Raw genomic sequence first — 15,677 nt, forward strand, 5'->3', positions numbered from 1 at the left:
TCAGTGCTCCGGAGCCGCCGTTGCGGGAGCCGCGGCACGTGCCTTGGCCACCTCTTCCTTGCTGATCTGGCCACCCGGGTTGCCCCAGCTGTTCAGCACGTAGGTCAGGATGTTCGCCACCTCGTCGTCGTTGAGCTGGCTCATCGGCGGCATCACCGAGTCGTACTCGTGCCCGTTCACCGTGACCTTGCCGGTCAGGCCGTGGGTGACGATGGTCATCGCCCGCTTCGGATCGGCCGCCAGGAAGTCCGACTTCGCCAGCGGCGGGAACACGTTGGCCAAGCCTTCGCCGTTGGCCTGGTGGCAGACCGAGCAGGTGCCGGTGAACAGCTGCTTGCCCGCGGCGATCTGCTCTTCCTTGGTCAGCGTGCCGGCCGCATGCGCCTTGGCTGCCGTGGTCACCGCCTTCAGGTTCGGCTCCGAGCGGTCGCCCAGGTAGACCGAGTCCACTTCCTTGCCCGAGTAGATCGACTTGTCTTCCGGGCCATCCACCTTGAGGATGCCCAGCGCGCCCTTGTTGAAGGCGCGGAAGATCGAGTGGTCGACCAGCACGTAGCTGCCCGGCACGTCGGTGTGGAATTCCACGATCGCCGCGCCGCCGGACGGGATCAGCGTGGTCTGCACGTTGTGCTGCGCCACCGTGCCGCCTTCGGGCTGCACCTTGTCGAAGATCTCGCCGATCACGTGGAAGCTCGACACCAGGTTCGGACCGCCGTTGCCCACGAACAGGCGCACCGTCTCGTTGGTCTTGGCGGTCAGCGCGTTGTCGCCGGTGAGCGCGCCTTCCTTGCCGTTGAACAGCACATAGGTCGGGTTCTCGTCGATCGCCTTCTCCATGTCGAACGGCTGCAGGCCCTTCTGCCGGTACTTGCCGGTGGTATAGAAGTCGCCCTGCATCACGTAATACTCGTGGTCGACCGGGCTCAGGCCCTCCGGCGGCTCGACCAGGATCAGGCCGTACATGCCGTTGGCGATGTGCATGCCCACCGGCGCGGTGGCGCAGTGGTAGACGAAGATGCCCTGGTTCAGCGCCTTGAAGGTGAACTGCGATTCGTGGCCCGGCGCGGTGAAGCTGGAGGCCGCACCGCCGCCCGGACCGGTCACCCCGTGCAGGTCGATGTTGTGCGGCATCTTGCTGTCCGGCGCGTTCTTCAAGTGGAACTCCACCGTATCGCCCTGGCGCACCCGGATGAAGCTGCCCGGCACGGTGCCACCGAAGGTCCAGAAGGTGTAGCTGACGCCTTCGGAAATCGGCATCTCCTTCTCGACCACTTCCAGCTCGACGATGACTTTCGCCGGATGGTTGCGATGGATCGGTGGCGGCACGTGCGGCGGGCTGGTCAGCACCGCGTGGATCGGCTCGCCCTGGGGCGGACCGAAGTCGCCGTGAATCGAGGCGGCAGGGGCCGCAGCGGCCGGAGCAGCACCGGCGGTGGCCTGCGGCTTGCCGGAGCAGGCCGCCAGCGTGAACAGCGCCGCCGTGGCGAGAAGGAATAGACCTGGACGTGACATGGACGCTCTCCGTTGGTTCTTGCGATTGCAAGCCTAGGCTATCTGACGGACGCCCATGTGACGTGAGTCAATTGTCGGGTCTTCTCGACCCGACTGCGTCACCCCGCCACGGCGGAGCCTGGCCCGCCCAGGCCAGCCTGCCAGGCGAGCGCGCTCAACCGGGCTTGCCGTCCGCCCGCGGCGTCAGGTAGATCCACGCCGAACGCAGCACCCACGGCAGGAAGGCCAGCAGCCAGCCGTAGGCGGCCATCACCAGCCACAGGTAGACGTCGCCACCCAGTTCGGCACGAATGCGCAGCAGGGTCACCACCTGCAACAGGGCGAAGCACAGCCACGCGACCTTGCCCATCTGCATCGGTCGACCGGAGTGGCCCTGGGTGACCCGGGTGACCATCGCCACCAGCATCGAGCCGAAGAAACCGATGCCCAGCGCATGCAGCGGGGCGCGACCCAGGATCAGCTGCCCGCTCAGGGCGTGCACCACGTCCTGGATGGCGAACAGCGCGAACGCCACCGGCAACCAGGCAAACGCCAGGTGCAACACCGCGAGAATGCCCGGGTGCATCGCCTTCCATGGCCGCCAACGCAGCGAGTGCCAGGCAAACACCAGCGCCAGCGGAATGTCGACCACCCACAGCCAGTCCAGCACGCCACGCCAGTCCAGCAGCAGGTGGGCCAGCAACAGCACCCACACCACCGGCATGCTCCAGTCCGGCCGGATCACGTCATATCCCTTCACCATGTTGCCGGTGAAGAACGGCAGCATGCGGTGCATCACCGAGAAATAGATCGGCAGCAGCAGGCCGAAGGTGCCCAGCTTGATCGCCAGCAGCGCGCATTCGGCCGGTGCGCCGAACAGATACGCCAGGAAGATCGCCAGCCCCAGCGTGCCCAGGCACAGCGCCGCGAGGCAGGAGCGCGCGTGGCCCTTGCGCTCGGCCACCGAAGCACGCAACACGCCGGCCAGCGTCACGACGCCGAGCAGATAGCCCGCCAGCATCACCGCGATGCCCAGCTTGAGCAGCCATCCCAGGTCGAGCAGGCCCGCATTCGCCAGCACGTAACCGCCGAAGACCGCGCCGGCGACCGGCAGGAAGCGCGTGCGCGGCAGATCGGGGCGGCCCAGCCACTTGGGAAACGTGGTCATCAGGAAGCCGAACATGAACAGCGGAAACAGGCCGTACTGGATCAGCATCGCGTGCGCCCAGCCCGGCGGGATCGTGGGCTGCGGCCAGCCGGCCAGGCCGAAGCGCATCCAGGTCAGCTCCACCGCCCACCACGCCATGCTCAGCAGCACCGCGACCGTGCCGGCCAGGAACAGCGGCCGATGCGGCGCGGTGGCCAGCAGGCGGGCGGCTTCGGCGAACGCCGGCGGCGTGTTGCCGGCAGATGGCGAATCAGACATGGCGTGTCCACACGAATGCGAATGATTCCCCATGCTGCCACAGCGCCTTCGCCGGCAACCATGACATGCATCAACCACGCCCCGCGGCATGGCCGGCGCTTCAGCGAATCATCGGGTCGGGCCATGCCCGGACGGCATCCCGCTCGAGCTCAATCCGGCAACAGGGCTTCGCCGATCTTGCGCAGCGCCGCCACATTCAGCAGCTCCAGCTCGCGTCCCTCGATCGCGATCAGCTTCTGCGCGCGGAAGCGGCTCAGCACGCGGCTGACGGTTTCCGCTGCCAGCCGCAGGTAGTTGGCGATGTCGCCACGCGACATGCTCAAGTGGAACTGGGCGCCGGAGAAACCCCGCACCGCGTAGCGGTTGCCCAGGTCGAGCAGGAAAGCGGCGACGCGCTCGTCGGCGCTGTGGTCGCCGGCCAGCAGGCTGGCCGTGCCCAGTTCCTTGCTCAGCATGCGGAACAGGTGCTGCTGCACGGCCGGCACGCGCGAGGCCAGCGCGCTCATCGCGGGGAACGAGAAACGGCAGAAATACGCCGTGTCCAGCGCCACCGCGTCACAGGGGAAATGCTCGGGATAGATCGCATTGAGGCCGATCACCTCCCCCGGCAGATAGAAGCCCAGCACCTGCTCGCGGCCTTCCTTGTCGACCATGCGCGTCTTCACCGTGCCCGAACGCACCGCGAAGATCGCCCGGAACGGATCGCCGGTACGGAAGATGTGCTCGCCGACGCGGAACGGCCCGACGTGCTCGACCAGGCATTGCAGCTCGGCCAGCTCGGGCTTGTCGTAGCCGGCGGCGATGCACGCGCTGGAAAACGCGCAGGTACCGCAGAAGCGCGTTTCATCGCCGTCGTCGGCAATCGGGCTACGCGGCTCGGGCAGGCGACCTGGCCGGCCTGGCGTGGGCTTGAATTGCATGATTGTGATGAGGCCGGGTTGGGGCTGCGTCGTCGTCGATCAGATCACGCGCGAGAAACGCGGTGCCTGTGCCGCTTCGTCCAGATAGGCGTCGAAGCACATGGCGATGATACGCAACAGCAACCTTCCCCGCGAGGTGACCCGGATCTCGCGGTCACTTTCCAGCACCAGGCCATCGGCGACCAGCGCCTGCAGCCGCTGGCGTTCACGCATGAAATATTCGTCGAACACCAGCCGGTGACGCGCCCCGAAGCCGTGCTTGTCCAGCACGCCGTGGCACATCAGTTCGTTGATCAGCTCGCGGCGGATCAGGTCGTCCTCGTCCAGTTGCAGGCCGCGCATCAGCGGCAGGCGGCCCGCATCCAGCGCCGCGTAGTAGCCGACCAGATCACGCGCGTTCTGCGTGTAGCTGTCGCCGATGCGGCCGATCGCACTGACGCCCAGGCCCACGATGTCGCAGTCGCCGTGGGTGGAGTAGCCCTGGAAATTGCGCTGCAGGGTGCCCGCGCGCTGCGCCAGCACCAGCTCGTCGCTGGCCTTGGCGAAGTGGTCCATGCCGACGTAGACGTAGCCGGCGGCGGACAGGTGCTCCAGCGCGCGGCCGAACAGCGCCAGCCGGGTCGCGGCATCGGGCAGGTCGGCGGCGTCGATCTGCCGCTGCGCCTTGAACATCTCCGGCAGGTGGGCGTAACCGTAGACCGCCACCCGGTCGGGGTTGAGCGCCACGATCTGGTCCAGCGTGCGGCTGAAGCCGGCCACGGTCTGGAACGGCAGGCCGTAGATCAGGTCGACGCTGGACGAGCGGAACGACGATTCGCGCGCGGCGTCCAGCACCTCGCGGGTCTGCTCGAAACTCTGGATGCGGTTGACCGCCTGCTGCACCACCGGGTCGAAATCCTGGATGCCGACCGAGATCCGGTTGAAACCCAGCTGGCCCAGGTTGCGGATGTAGTCGCCGTCGGCGAAGCGCGGATCGATTTCGATGCCGTACTCGCGATCCGCCTCGTGGCTGAAGCTGAAATGCCGCGCCAGCGACTCCAGCAGCTCGCTCATGTGCGCGGTATCGAGGAAGTTCGGCGTACCGCCTCCGAAGTGCAGCTGGCGAACCGGGCGGTCGCGGTCGAACAGCGGCGCGATCAGCTCGATCTCGCGATACAGTCGTTCGAGGTAGCGATCGGCCTGGGTCACGTCGCGGGTGATCACCCGGTTGCAACCGCAGTAGAAGCACGGGCTCATGCAGAACGGCACGTGCACGTAGAGCGACAGCGGCCGCGGGATCGGCTCCTCGTTGGAGGCACGGATCACGCCGCGCAACACCGTTTCGTCGAAGTCGGGCTTGAACTGCGGCGCGGTCGGGTAGCTGGTGTAGCGCGGACCGGCCACGTCGTAACGGGCGATCAGCGCCGGGTCGAATTCGGGAGTGCTTATGGGAATGGCCATGGAGCGAGTCTGTCCCCGCGCCCATCCGGCTGCCTTGATCCGGATCAATTGCGCCATCGGCCGCGACGCCACGCCGCAGCCGCCAGCGCTGCCCGACAACTCACGCCTTGTGCGGTTCGACCTGCTGTTCGATCGAGCCGAAGATCGAGGCGCCGCCCGCATCGGTGACGTCGATCTTCAGGCGGTCTCCGAACTTCAGGAACGGCGTGCTGGGATGGCCGTCGCGCAGGGTTTCCACCGTGCGCTGTTCGGCCAGGCACGACGCACCCTTGCCGGTGTCCTCGTTGGCGATGGTGCCGGAGCCCACGATGGTGCCGGCGGTCAGCGGCCGCGTCTTCGCCACGTGGGCGACCAGCTCGGCGAAGCTGAACTGCATGTCCACGCCGCACTCGGCCTCGCCGAACCATGCGCCGTTCAACCACGTGCGCATCGGCAGGTGCAGCTTGTCGCCCTGCCATGCGTCGCCCAGCTCGTCGGGCGTCACCAGCACCGGCGACAGCGCCGAGCGCGGCTTGCTCTGCAGGAAACCGAAGCCCTTGGCCAGCTCGCCCGGGATCAGTCCGCGCAGGCTGACATCGTTGATCAGGCCGACCAGCTGGATGTGCTCCGACGCCTGCGCCGGCGTGGCCGCCATGGGCACGTCATCGGTGACCACCACCACCTCGGCTTCCAGATCGATGCCGAAATCCTCGCTGGGCACCACCACCGGATCGCGCGGACCCAGGAAGCCGGCGCTGGTCGCCTGGTACATCAGCGGGTCGGTGTAGAACGACTTCGGCACCTCGGCGCCGCGGGCGCGGCGCACGCGCTCGACATGCGGCAGGTAGGCCGAGCCGTCGACGAATTCATAGGCGCGCGGCAGCGGCGAGGCCAGCGCGTGCATGTCCAGCGCGAAGGCATCGGCGGCGTTGCCGGCGTTCAGATCCTCCGACAGCGCATTGAGTCGCGGCGCGGCGTTCGACCAGTCGTCCAGCGCCGCCTGCAGCGTCGGCGCGATGGCGCTTGCCTTCACGGCGCGGGCGAGGTCGCGACTGACCACGATCAGCGTGCCGTCGCGGCCGCCTTCCTTGAGACTTGCGAGTTTCATGGGTTATTCCGCTCTTCTGAAGAGTCCGCCATGGATGGCGGTTTTGTTCTTTGCCGTCAAGGAGGACGGCACCAGTCAATATCAACTACAGCCTTCCACGTAATCGACCTGCGGCGGCACACCCACGCGCCATCGCGTCACCTTGCCATGTTCGTCGGTTTCAAACAGCAACACGCCGTCACCTTGCGGCGCGGCGATGCGCAGGTACTTTGCGCCATCGACATACTTGTGCGGCTGCGCCGCGACATGCGTTCCGTACAGCGCGCGGATCTGCGCCTCGTCCATGCCGACCTTGCCACCGCCGGGCGCGAGCTCTTTCGCGCTGCCGACGTCGTAGCGCACGAAATGGCCGGCTTCGAACATGAAGGCAACATCCCGCGGCGACTTCGCCCCGGTCGGGGTCTTGTAGAAGCACGTTGAACCCTGCTCCTGCACACCTTTCAGCTCACCGCCCCAAGCGGTATTCGAGCTGGCCTTATTGGAGCTGGCCTTGTCGAAGCTGGCCTCGTCCATGCCGAAACGCAGGTCGCCGTAACCGTCGTAGCGGGCCATCGTTTCGGCGGCGCTCGTTGCCGGCACGCTCGTGGCAATGGCCGGGCGGACGCTCGACGCGGCGACAGGCGGGGCCTCCGCTGTCGACGGCGCCGCCGGGTCCGCCTGGCCGCACCCGGCCAGCGCCAGCACCGCGGCCACGGTCAGCGCATGGCATTTCACGCCTTGCAGCCTGCATCGAAGTGTTTCGCGATGCCCTGCCAGCACTCGTGGTAATTCTTCTGCAATTGCGGCGCGTCCAGCGCCTGTTGCGTGGGACGGATCACCTTGCGCGTCTCGAACATGAAGGCCATGGTGCCGCCGATCACGTCGGGCCTGGACAGGTCGGCGTTCGAGGCCTTCTCGAACGTGGCCGCATCCGGGCCGTGCCCGCTCATGCAGTTGTGCAGCGAGGCGCCGCCCGGCACGAAGCCCTCGGCCTTGGCGTCGTACACGCCGGTGATCAGGCCCATGAACTCGCTGGCCACGTTGCGATGGAACCAGGGCGGACGGAACGTGTGCTGCGCCACCAACCAGCGCGGCGGAAAGATCGCGAAGTCGATGTTCGCCGTGCCGACGGTGTCGCTGGGCGAGGTCAGCACGGTGAAGATCGATGGATCGGGATGGTCGACGCTGATCGAGCCGATCGTGTTGAAGCGGCGCAGGTCGTACTTGTACGGCGCGTAGTTGCCGTGCCAGCCGACCACGTCCAGCGGCGAATGACCGATCTTCGCCGACCACAGCCCGCCCTGGAATTTCGCCACCAGCTCGAATGCGCCCTCGACGTCCTCGTACGCCGCCTCCGGGGTGAGGAAATCGCGGGCGTTGGCCAGGCAGTTCGAACCGATCGGGCCGAGGTCCGGCAGGCGCAGCAGCGCGCCGAAGTTCTCGCATACGTAACCGCGGGCCACTCCTGCGCTTCCTGCGCCCGTGGCACTCGCACTTCCATGTGCGTCGGCGTCGCCGTCGGGCAGGTCGACGCGGAAACGCACGCCGCGCGGAATCACCGCGACCTCCTGCGGCTCCAGCTCGATCACGCCCAGCTCGGTGGCCAGCCGCAGCCGGCCCTGCTGCGGCACGATCAGCAGCTCGCCGTCGGCGTCGTAGAAGAAACGCCCCTGCATCGAACGATTGGCCGCATAGACGTGGATACCGATACCCGCCTGCTCGGCCGGGCCGCCGTTGCCGGCCAGGGTCACCAGGCCGTCGATGAAATCCGTCGGCTGCGTCGGCAGCGGCAGCGGGTCCCAGCGCAACTGGTTCGGCGTGGCCGGCGCCTCGTCGAAGCGGTTGTGGAACGTGGCATGCGCCAGCGGCTGGAACGGCTGATGCACCGCCGCCGGGCGAATCCGGTACAGCCAGCTGCGCCGGTTGCTGTGGCGCGGCGCGGTGAATGCGGTGCCCGACAACTGCTCCGCGTACAGGCCATGCGCCACGCGCTGCGGCGAATTCTGGCCGACCGGCAAGGTGCCGGCGATCGCCTCGCTGGCAAACTCGTTGCCGAAACCCGACTGGTAGCCCTTGCTGACATCGATCGCCATGAGGAGAGACCCTTAGAGGAAACCGCGCTTCATCTGGTCGCGCTCGATGCTCTCGAACAGCGCCTGGAAATTGCCTTCGCCGAAACCTTCGTTGCCCTTGCGCTGGATGATCTCGAAGAAGATCGGGCCGATGTTGTTCTGGGTGAAGATCTGCAGCAGCTTGCGCTGCTTGGTTTCCATGTCGGCGTCGATCAGGATCTTGTTCTTCGCCAGCCGCGCCACGTCTTCGCCATGGTTCGGCACGCGCACGTCGATCACCTCGAAGTAGGAGTCCGGGGTGTCGAGGAATTCCACGCCGGCGGCGCGCATCTTTTCCACCGTGTCGTAGATGTCGTCGGTGAAGCAGGCGATGTGCTGGATGCCTTCGCCGTGGTAGGCGTCGAGGTATTCGTTGATCTGGCTCTTCGGGTCATTCGACTCGTTGAGCGGAATGCGCACGATGCCGTCCGGCGCGGTCATCGCCTTGGACACCAGGCCGGTCTTGGCGCCCTTGATGTCGAAGTAGCGGATCTCGCGGAAGTTAAACAGGCGCTCGTAGTAGTCCGACCACTTCTGCATGTTGCCGAAGTACAGGTTGTGGGTCAGGTGGTCGATGAAGGTGAGTCCGAAGCCGGCCGGGTTCTGTTCGGCACCGGGAATCGGCTCGTAGTCGGCGTCGTAGATGCTGCCGGCGCTGCCGTAGCGATCGACCAGGTACAGCATGCAGTCGCCGATGCCCTTGATCACCGGCGCGCCGACCGCCCTGCTGTCGACCTTGTCGGTCACCGCCTCGCCGCCGTTGCCGAGCACCGTGGCGAGCACTTCGGCCGCGGGCTTCCTGAAACGGATCGCGAAGCCGCATGCGCTGGGGCCGTGCTTGTCGGCGAAGTCGGCAGCGAACGAATCGGGGTCTTCGTTGACCAGGAAGTTCACGCCGTTCTGGCGGTACACGGTGATCGGCCGCGACTTGTGCTTCAGCGCGGCGCTGAAACCCATCCGCTTGAACAGGTCGTGCAGTTCGTCGGCGCGACCGGCCGGGGCGGCGAATTCGACGAATTCGAAACCGTCGATACCCATCGGGTTTTCGAACGTGGTGACCTGCATGCCAAGGTTCGGCTGGGCGTTCATGGCGCTCTCCTGTGTGTCGGTGCACGATGGCAGCGCGTGAGCGTGCCACCATCGTCGGTAACCCCACGTTATAGTTTCATGTGTAACCATTTGCAAGGATTGTCGCCGCATGCCCGTCAAACGCAAGTCAGCCCCTGCCACCGCCGAGCACGCCCCGCTGCAGCTGGAGCATTTCCTGCCGTACCGGCTGTCGATCCTGTCCAACACGATCAGCCAGGCGATCGCCGACGACTACCAGCGTCGCTACGACATCTCGGTGACGGAGTGGCGGGTGATGGCGGTGCTGGCGCGCTTCGAGGGTTTGTCGGCACGCGAGGTGGCCGAGCGCACGGCGATGGACAAGGTGGCGGTAAGCCGTGCGCTGGCCCGGCTGGTCGAGGCCGGCCGGGTCGACCGGGCCACCCACGACAACGACAAGCGCCGCTCGGTGCTGAGCCTCACCGAAGCGGGCTGGGCCATGCACGACGAAGTGGCGCCGATGGCACGTGCCCGCGAACGCGAGGTGCTGGCGAAGCTCGATGTCGAGGAGCAGCGCTGGCTGACCCGGATACTGGACAAGCTGCAGGAGGCGGGGAACGGGGAACGGGGCGCGGGGAACGGGAGCTGAAAAGCCGGGCCCCGACGCGCGAAGCTCTTGCTGTTCCCCGTTCCCGCTTTCGCCCTACCTCACCCCGTGCATCAGCTTGTTGATCAGCGGGGCGATCAGGAACAGCAGCACGCCGCCGCCCAGCAAGATCCAGAAGCCGGAGGTGTAGCCGGACAACGCCGAGTCCACGGTCATGCCGCTGTCGCCGCTGACGTGGGCGGCGAACAGGCCGGCCAGGTTGTTGCCGATCGCGGTGGACAGGAACCAGCCGCCCATGCCCAGCCCGACCAGGCGCACCGGCGCCAGCTTGGTCACCATCGACAGGCCGATCGGCGACAGGCACAGCTCGCCGGCCGTCTGCAGCACGTAGCACAGCACCAGGGTCCACAGCGGGATCATGCCGTCGCCACCGACCAGCCGCGACAGCGCATACATCAGCACCGCGAAGCCCAGCGCGTTGCCGATCAGCCCCAGCCCGAACTTGCGCGGGATCGAGGGTTCGATGCGCCGCTTGTCCAGCCAGCCCCACGTCATCGCCACCAGCGGCGCCAGCAGCACGATCGCCACCGGGTTCACCGACTGGAACCAGCCGACCGGGAACTCCCAGCCCGCCAGGTTGCGATCCACGATGTGCTGGGCCAGGAAGTTGAACGAACTGCCGGCCTGTTCGAAGAACATCCAGAACAGCACGTTGAAGGTGAAGATGATCAGCATCGCGATCACCCGCTGGATCTGCACGCGTCCGGTGCGGATCGCCTCGATCACCAGCATCACGCCCACGCCGACGAACAGCGCGGTCAGCAGCCACTGGATCGCCACCGCACCGGCCCGGTCCATCAGCAGGTAGACCAGCGGAATGGCCACCACCACGCCGAGGGCCACATACACCACGCGCATCGGGTTGGCGATTTCCGGTGCCGGCTGGCCGACCGGGCCGAGCTGGCGACGACCGAACCAGAACCACACGAGGCTGATCAGCATGCCCACGCCCGACGCGGCGAAGACCACGTGGTAGTTGTCGTGTTGCGGCGTGCCGAAGACGCGTTCGGCCAGGTAGCTGGTCAGGATCGGCGCAATCAGCGCACCCGCGTTGATGCCCATGTAGAACAGCGTGAAGCCGCGGTCGCGGCGCGAGTCACCGGTGGCGTACAGCTGGCCCACCATCGAGGAGATGTTCGGCTTGAACAGGCCGTTGCCCACGATGACGGTAGCCAGGCCCAGCATGAAGATCTCGTGCTGGGGCACCATCACCATGAACAGGCCCGCAGCCATCACCACCGCACCCAGCAGGATCGAGCGCTGGTAGCCAATGATCTTGTCCGCCACGTAGCCGCCGAACACCGCGGTGGCATAGACCAGCGCCAGGTAGGCGCCATAGGTGCGGCTGGCCGAAGCCTGGCCGGCTTCGTCGCCGTTGAAGAACTGCGCCACGATGTACAGCGTGAGCGCCCAGCGCATGCCGTAGAACGCGAAGCGCTCCCAGAACTCCGACATGAACAGCATCCACAACGGACGCGGGTGCCCCAGCATTTGCGGATAGTCGGGTACCGGCTTCGCGTCGCCGGCGAGTGTGCTGTTGCTCATGCCTTGCCCCTGTGCCCATCGGTGGTTCGCAGGTTATTGCGAACGGCCAGATGTAACCGGCGGCTCCGCATCCGTCAAATGCGCTGCAGCACGCGGCCCGGGGAAAACCGCGAGCCGCCGGGGCCGGACGGCTTCAGCGCACGCCGTGCATCAGCCGGTTGATCAAGGGCGAAATCAGCAGCAACAACACGCCGGCACCGGCCAGCAGCCAGAAGCTGAAGGTGAAGCCGCCCAGTGCGGAGGCGGCGGTCATCCCGTTGTCGCCGCTGATCCTGCCGGCCAGCAGGCCGGACAGGTTGCCGCCCACCGCCAGCGACAGGAACCAGCCGCCCATCGCCAGGCCGACCAGTCGCGGCGGCGCCAGCTTGGTCACCATCGACAGGCCGATCGGCGACAGGCACAGCTCGCCCACCGTCTGCAGCACGTAGCACAGCACCAGCGGCCAGAACGGAATCAGCCCCTGCACATCGAGCAGGCGCGACAGCGCGTACATCAGCACCGCAAAACCCAGGCCGTTGAAGATCAGGCCCAGGCCGAACTTGCGCGGGATCGACGGCTCGCTCCTGCGCGACGCCAGGAAAGCCCAGACCACGGTGACCACGGGCGCCAGCACGATGATCGCCAGCGGACTGACCGACTGGAACCAGCCCACCGGGAAGATCAAGCCACCGAACATCTGCCGGTCGACCAGGTTCTCGGCGAGGAAATTGAACGAGGTGCCCAGCTGGAAGTAGAACATCCAGAACAGGATGTTGAAGGCGAAGATGATCAGCATCGCCACCACCCGGTCGACCTGCACCCGATCGTGCCTGACCGCCTCGACCAGCAGCATCACCGCCACCGCGACGAACAATGCGCCGAGCATCCAGGACAAGCCGGTGGTGACGAAGGCCAGCAGCAGGTACACCAGCGGCACCGCGACGACCATGCCCAGCAGCACCCACACCACGCGCATGCGGCCGGCCGCTTCCGGCGCCGGTCGGCCCACGCCCTTCAGGCCGCGCCGGCCGAACCAGAACCACAGCAGGCTGAGCAGCATGCCCACGCCGGCCGCGCCGAACACGATGCGGTAGTTCTGCTGCATCGGCGTGTCGGTGAAATGGCCGGCCATCCAGCCGGTCAGCAGCGGCGCCAGCAGCGCGCCGCCGTTGATGCCCATGTAGAACAGGGTGAAGCCGCGATCGCGGCGCGGATCGTCGCGCCCGTACAACTGCCCGACCATGGTGGAGATGTTCGGCTTGAACAGCCCGTTGCCCACGATCACCATCGCCAGGCCGAGCAGGAAGACACCGCGGCTGGGCAGCATCACCACGAACAGGCCCAGCGCCATCATCAGCGCGCCCAGCAGGATCGAGCGCTGATAGCCGATCACCCGATCCGCCACGTAGCCGCCGAAGATGCTGGAGGCGTAGATCAGCGCCGTGTATGCACCGAAGATGCTGGCGGCCCACGCCTGGCCGGAGGCATCGCCGTGGTAGAAGTGCGCCACGATGTACAACGCCAGCGCCCAGCTCACGCTGTAGAACGCGAAGCGCTCCCAGAACTCGGTCATGAACAGCATCCACAGCGGGCGCGGATGCCCCAGCGTCTGCGGGTACTCGGGTGTGGCGCTGGGCTGGACGGCTTCGTTCATGGGTGCTCCCGGATTTCAGGTGGCACATCATGACGGGATTCAGGCCGGGCTGCGCAAGCGGCAGGCGATTCGCTCAGCTGCCCAGCACGGTACGCACGTCCAGCAGTTCCGGGAAGAATTCCAGATCGAGCGCCTTCTTCAGGAAGCTCACCCCGGACGAACCGCCGGTGCCGCGGCGATGGCCGATGATGCGCTCCACCGTCTTCATGTGGCGGAAACGCCAGAGCTGGAAGCTCTCCTCCACGTCCACCAGCTGTTCGCACATGTGGTATTCGGGCCAGAACTCCGCGCGGTCCTCGTAGATGCGCTTGAGCACCGGCAGCAGCGCCTCGTTGCGACGGTACGCCCGCGTCCAGTCGCGCTCCAGCAACTCGGCCGGCACCGCGTGGCCACGCCGCGCCAAGTAGCGCAGGAACTCGTCATACAGGCTGGGCGCCTCCAGTACCGCGCGCAACTCTGCCTGCGCAGCCGGATCGTGCGCGAACACCTTGAGCATGTCGGCGTTCTTGTTGCCCAGCAGGAATTCGATCTGGCGATACTGCAACGACTGGAACCCGGACGACGGGCCCAGCACGCCGCGGAACTCCAGGTACTCCGCCGGCGTCAGCGTCTCCAGCACCGCCCACTGCTCGAACAGCTGGCGCTGCACCTGCTTCACCCGCGCCAGGATCTTCAGGCAGGCATCGATGTCATCGGCCTGCAGGTGCAGCACCGCTGCCTTCAGCTCGTGGATCAGCAGCTTCATCCACAACTCGGAGACGTGGTGCTGCACGATGAACAGCATCTCGTCGTGATGCGGCGGCTGGCTCAGCGGCTGCTGTGCCGACAGCAAGGTGTCCAGATGCAGATAGCCGCCGTAGGTGATCTGTCCGTTGAGATCGGTCTGGATGCCGGCTTCGAGATCGCGCTGGTTGTCGGTCATGGTGTTCCGTCACGTTTCCGGAAAATGGCCATGGTAACGGCTGCCGCCCGGTCAGTCCCTGACCCGGGACATGGGGCGCGTCCTGGACACCTCGAATACTTGGCAACAGTCGCGGGGGACCCGCTTTACGGCGCGTTTGACGTTCCGGGAAGCCGCGCGACAAGCCCGTCCGTACGCCCACGAATGCTGCGCTGTACCTTGCAGCGCAACATGCCCGCCTGTTATCAAGCGCGGTCTTGTTCGGTCGTTTGTGTGCCCGAGGATGCGTCGAGGGCACGCCATCAACCAGGTTTTTCCCTCTCTTCCTCACCCCGGAGCGAGTCGTGACCATCGCCGCCAAGTTTGAAATCGAATACCTGCAATACCTCGACGCCGAGGGCAAGCAGGTCCGTGACGATCTGCCCGAGTTCGCCAAGGACCTCGAGCACATGGTCAAGCTGTACAAGCTGATGCTGTCGACCCGCGTGTTCGACGCCAAGTCGATCGCGCTGCAGCGCACCGGCAAGCTGGGCACCTACGCCAGCTGCCTGGGCCATGAAGCGGCGCACGTCGGCATCGGCAGCGCGATGCGTCCCGAGGACGTCTACGCGCCGAGCTACCGCGAGTACGGCGCGCAGCTGTATCGCGGCGTGCAGCCGCGCGAGGTCTACATGTACTGGGGCGGCGACGAGCGCGGCAACGATTACCAGCAGGAACCGGCGCGGCACGACTTCGCCTGGTCGGTGCCGATCGCCACGCAGTGCCTGCATGCGGCCGGCACCGCGCTGGCGTTCAAGATCCGCGGCGAGAAGCGCGTGGCGGTGTGCACCATCGGCGACGGCGGTTCGTCCAAGGGCGACTTCTACGGCGCCATCAACATCGCCGGCGCGCAGAACCTGCCGCTGGTCGCGGTGATCGTCAACAACCAGTGGGCGATCTCGGTGCCGCGCAAGATCCAGTCCGGCGCGCCGACGCTGGCGCAGAAGGGCATCGCCGCGGGCCTGTTCTCGATCCAGGTCGACGGCAACGACATCATCGCGGTGCGCAAGGCGATGGAAGACGCGCTGGAGCGCGCGCGCAACGGCGAAGGCGGCAGCGTGCTGGAACTGGTCACCTATCGTCTGGGCGACCACACCACCGCCGACGACGCCCGTCGCTATCGCGGCGAGCAGGAAGTGAAGGACGGCTGGGAAAAGGAGCCGATGAAGCGCCTGCGCCACTGGCTGGTGGCCAAGGGCGTGTGGGACGACGCGAAGGAAGAAGCCTGGAAGGCCGAGTGCGACGACTGGATGGACAACGAGGTGAATGCCTACCTCGAGACCAAGACCCAGCCGGTCTCGGCGATGTTCGACTACATCTTCGCCGAAATCCCCGCCGATCTCGCCAAGCAGCGCGATTACGTCCTGTCGCTTGAAAACAAGGGTCATTGA

At 66.4% G+C, this 15,677-nt stretch carries 13 protein-coding genes; 2 read left to right on the forward strand and 11 right to left on the reverse strand.

From position 1 onward, the window contains the following. The 8 genes from nirK to hppD all read right to left on the reverse strand — a co-directional run bounded on the left by nirK (position 1) and on the right by hppD (position 9,543). Positions 1 to 1,512 (reverse strand): copper-containing nitrite reductase, encoded by a 1,512-nt coding sequence (gene nirK, locus ABNK63_RS14340; RefSeq protein ID WP_350016003.1) that lies wholly within the window; start codon positions 1,510 to 1,512, stop codon positions 1 to 3. Positions 1,513 to 1,666: 154 nt separating this feature from the next. Next, positions 1,667 to 2,917, reverse strand: a complete 1,251-nt coding sequence (locus tag ABNK63_RS14345) for an NnrS family protein (RefSeq protein ID WP_007808208.1) — start codon at positions 2,915 to 2,917, stop codon at positions 1,667 to 1,669. A 149-nt stretch (positions 2,918 to 3,066) separates the two neighbouring features. Then, on the reverse strand, positions 3,067 to 3,837 hold the full coding sequence (locus ABNK63_RS14350) for a helix-turn-helix domain-containing protein (RefSeq protein ID WP_007808209.1): 771 nt from the start codon (positions 3,835 to 3,837) through the stop codon (positions 3,067 to 3,069). Positions 3,838 to 3,876: 39 nt separating this feature from the next. After that, positions 3,877 to 5,277, reverse strand: a complete 1,401-nt coding sequence (hemN, locus tag ABNK63_RS14355; RefSeq protein WP_350016004.1) for an oxygen-independent coproporphyrinogen III oxidase — start codon at positions 5,275 to 5,277, stop codon at positions 3,877 to 3,879. 100 nt (positions 5,278 to 5,377) lie between these two features. Further along, positions 5,378 to 6,364, reverse strand: a complete 987-nt coding sequence (locus ABNK63_RS14360; protein ID WP_007808211.1) for a fumarylacetoacetate hydrolase family protein — start codon at positions 6,362 to 6,364, stop codon at positions 5,378 to 5,380. Positions 6,365 to 6,445: 81 nt separating this feature from the next. Beyond that, on the reverse strand, positions 6,446 to 7,057 hold the full coding sequence (locus tag ABNK63_RS14365) for a hypothetical protein (protein WP_040673314.1): 612 nt from the start codon (positions 7,055 to 7,057) through the stop codon (positions 6,446 to 6,448). A gap of 17 nt (positions 7,058 to 7,074) precedes the next feature. Further along, positions 7,075 to 8,436, reverse strand: coding sequence for a homogentisate 1,2-dioxygenase (gene hmgA, locus ABNK63_RS14370; RefSeq protein ID WP_350016005.1), 1,362 nt, complete (start codon positions 8,434 to 8,436; stop codon positions 7,075 to 7,077). A gap of 12 nt (positions 8,437 to 8,448) precedes the next feature. Next, entirely contained in the window at positions 8,449 to 9,543 is a 1,095-nt protein-coding gene (gene hppD / locus ABNK63_RS14375; protein WP_350016006.1) for a 4-hydroxyphenylpyruvate dioxygenase, read from the reverse strand. Positions 9,544 to 9,652: 109 nt separating this feature from the next. On the opposite strand from hppD, the gene ABNK63_RS14380 reads away from it, so the two are divergent. Further along, positions 9,653 to 10,150, forward strand: coding sequence for a MarR family winged helix-turn-helix transcriptional regulator (locus ABNK63_RS14380; protein WP_007808226.1), 498 nt, complete (start codon positions 9,653 to 9,655; stop codon positions 10,148 to 10,150). A 54-nt stretch (positions 10,151 to 10,204) separates the two neighbouring features. Here the strand turns inward: ABNK63_RS14380 and ABNK63_RS14385 are convergent, their stop codons facing one another. The 3 genes from ABNK63_RS14385 to ABNK63_RS14395 all read right to left on the reverse strand — a co-directional run bounded on the left by ABNK63_RS14385 (position 10,205) and on the right by ABNK63_RS14395 (position 14,268). Continuing rightward, positions 10,205 to 11,713: a peptide MFS transporter gene (locus ABNK63_RS14385; protein WP_350016007.1), complete on the reverse strand. Its 1,509-nt coding sequence runs from the start codon at positions 11,711 to 11,713 to the stop codon at positions 10,205 to 10,207. Between the two features lie 133 nt (positions 11,714 to 11,846). Beyond that, on the reverse strand, positions 11,847 to 13,346 hold the full coding sequence (locus ABNK63_RS14390; protein WP_350016008.1) for a peptide MFS transporter: 1,500 nt from the start codon (positions 13,344 to 13,346) through the stop codon (positions 11,847 to 11,849). Between the two features lie 73 nt (positions 13,347 to 13,419). Further along, complete coding sequence (locus ABNK63_RS14395; protein ID WP_350016009.1) at positions 13,420 to 14,268, reverse strand: tryptophan 2,3-dioxygenase family protein; 849 nt, start codon at positions 14,266 to 14,268, stop codon at positions 13,420 to 13,422. Positions 14,269 to 14,591: 323 nt separating this feature from the next. On the opposite strand from ABNK63_RS14395, the gene pdhA reads away from it, so the two are divergent. Next, positions 14,592 to 15,677, forward strand: a complete 1,086-nt coding sequence (pdhA, locus tag ABNK63_RS14400) for a pyruvate dehydrogenase (acetyl-transferring) E1 component subunit alpha (protein ID WP_007808232.1) — start codon at positions 14,592 to 14,594, stop codon at positions 15,675 to 15,677.

This window comes from Rhodanobacter sp. IGA1.0 (assembly GCF_040208325.1).
GTDB lineage: Bacteria > Pseudomonadota > Gammaproteobacteria > Xanthomonadales > Rhodanobacteraceae > Rhodanobacter > Rhodanobacter spathiphylli.

Excerpts from the sequence above, each read along its gene's own strand:
- ABNK63_RS14385 (WP_350016007.1), bottom strand. The coding sequence starts at position 11,713 with ATGAGCAACAGCACACTCGCCGGCGACGCGAAGCCGGTACCCGACTAT.
- hppD (WP_350016006.1), bottom strand. The coding sequence starts at position 9,543 with ATGAACGCCCAGCCGAACCTTGGCATGCAGGTCACCACGTTCGAAAAC.
- ABNK63_RS14395 (WP_350016009.1), bottom strand. The coding sequence starts at position 14,268 with ATGACCGACAACCAGCGCGATCTCGAAGCCGGCATCCAGACCGATCTC.
- hemN (WP_350016004.1), bottom strand. The coding sequence starts at position 5,277 with ATGGCCATTCCCATAAGCACTCCCGAATTCGACCCGGCGCTGATCGCC.
- nirK (WP_350016003.1), bottom strand. The coding sequence starts at position 1,512 with ATGTCACGTCCAGGTCTATTCCTTCTCGCCACGGCGGCGCTGTTCACG.
- ABNK63_RS14380 (WP_007808226.1), top strand. The coding sequence starts at position 9,653 with ATGCCCGTCAAACGCAAGTCAGCCCCTGCCACCGCCGAGCACGCCCCG.
- ABNK63_RS14360 (WP_007808211.1), bottom strand. The coding sequence starts at position 6,364 with ATGAAACTCGCAAGTCTCAAGGAAGGCGGCCGCGACGGCACGCTGATC.
- ABNK63_RS14345 (WP_007808208.1), bottom strand. The coding sequence starts at position 2,917 with ATGTCTGATTCGCCATCTGCCGGCAACACGCCGCCGGCGTTCGCCGAA.
- ABNK63_RS14350 (WP_007808209.1), bottom strand. The coding sequence starts at position 3,837 with ATGCAATTCAAGCCCACGCCAGGCCGGCCAGGTCGCCTGCCCGAGCCG.
- ABNK63_RS14390 (WP_350016008.1), bottom strand. The coding sequence starts at position 13,346 with ATGAACGAAGCCGTCCAGCCCAGCGCCACACCCGAGTACCCGCAGACG.
- hmgA (WP_350016005.1), bottom strand. The coding sequence starts at position 8,436 with ATGGCGATCGATGTCAGCAAGGGCTACCAGTCGGGTTTCGGCAACGAG.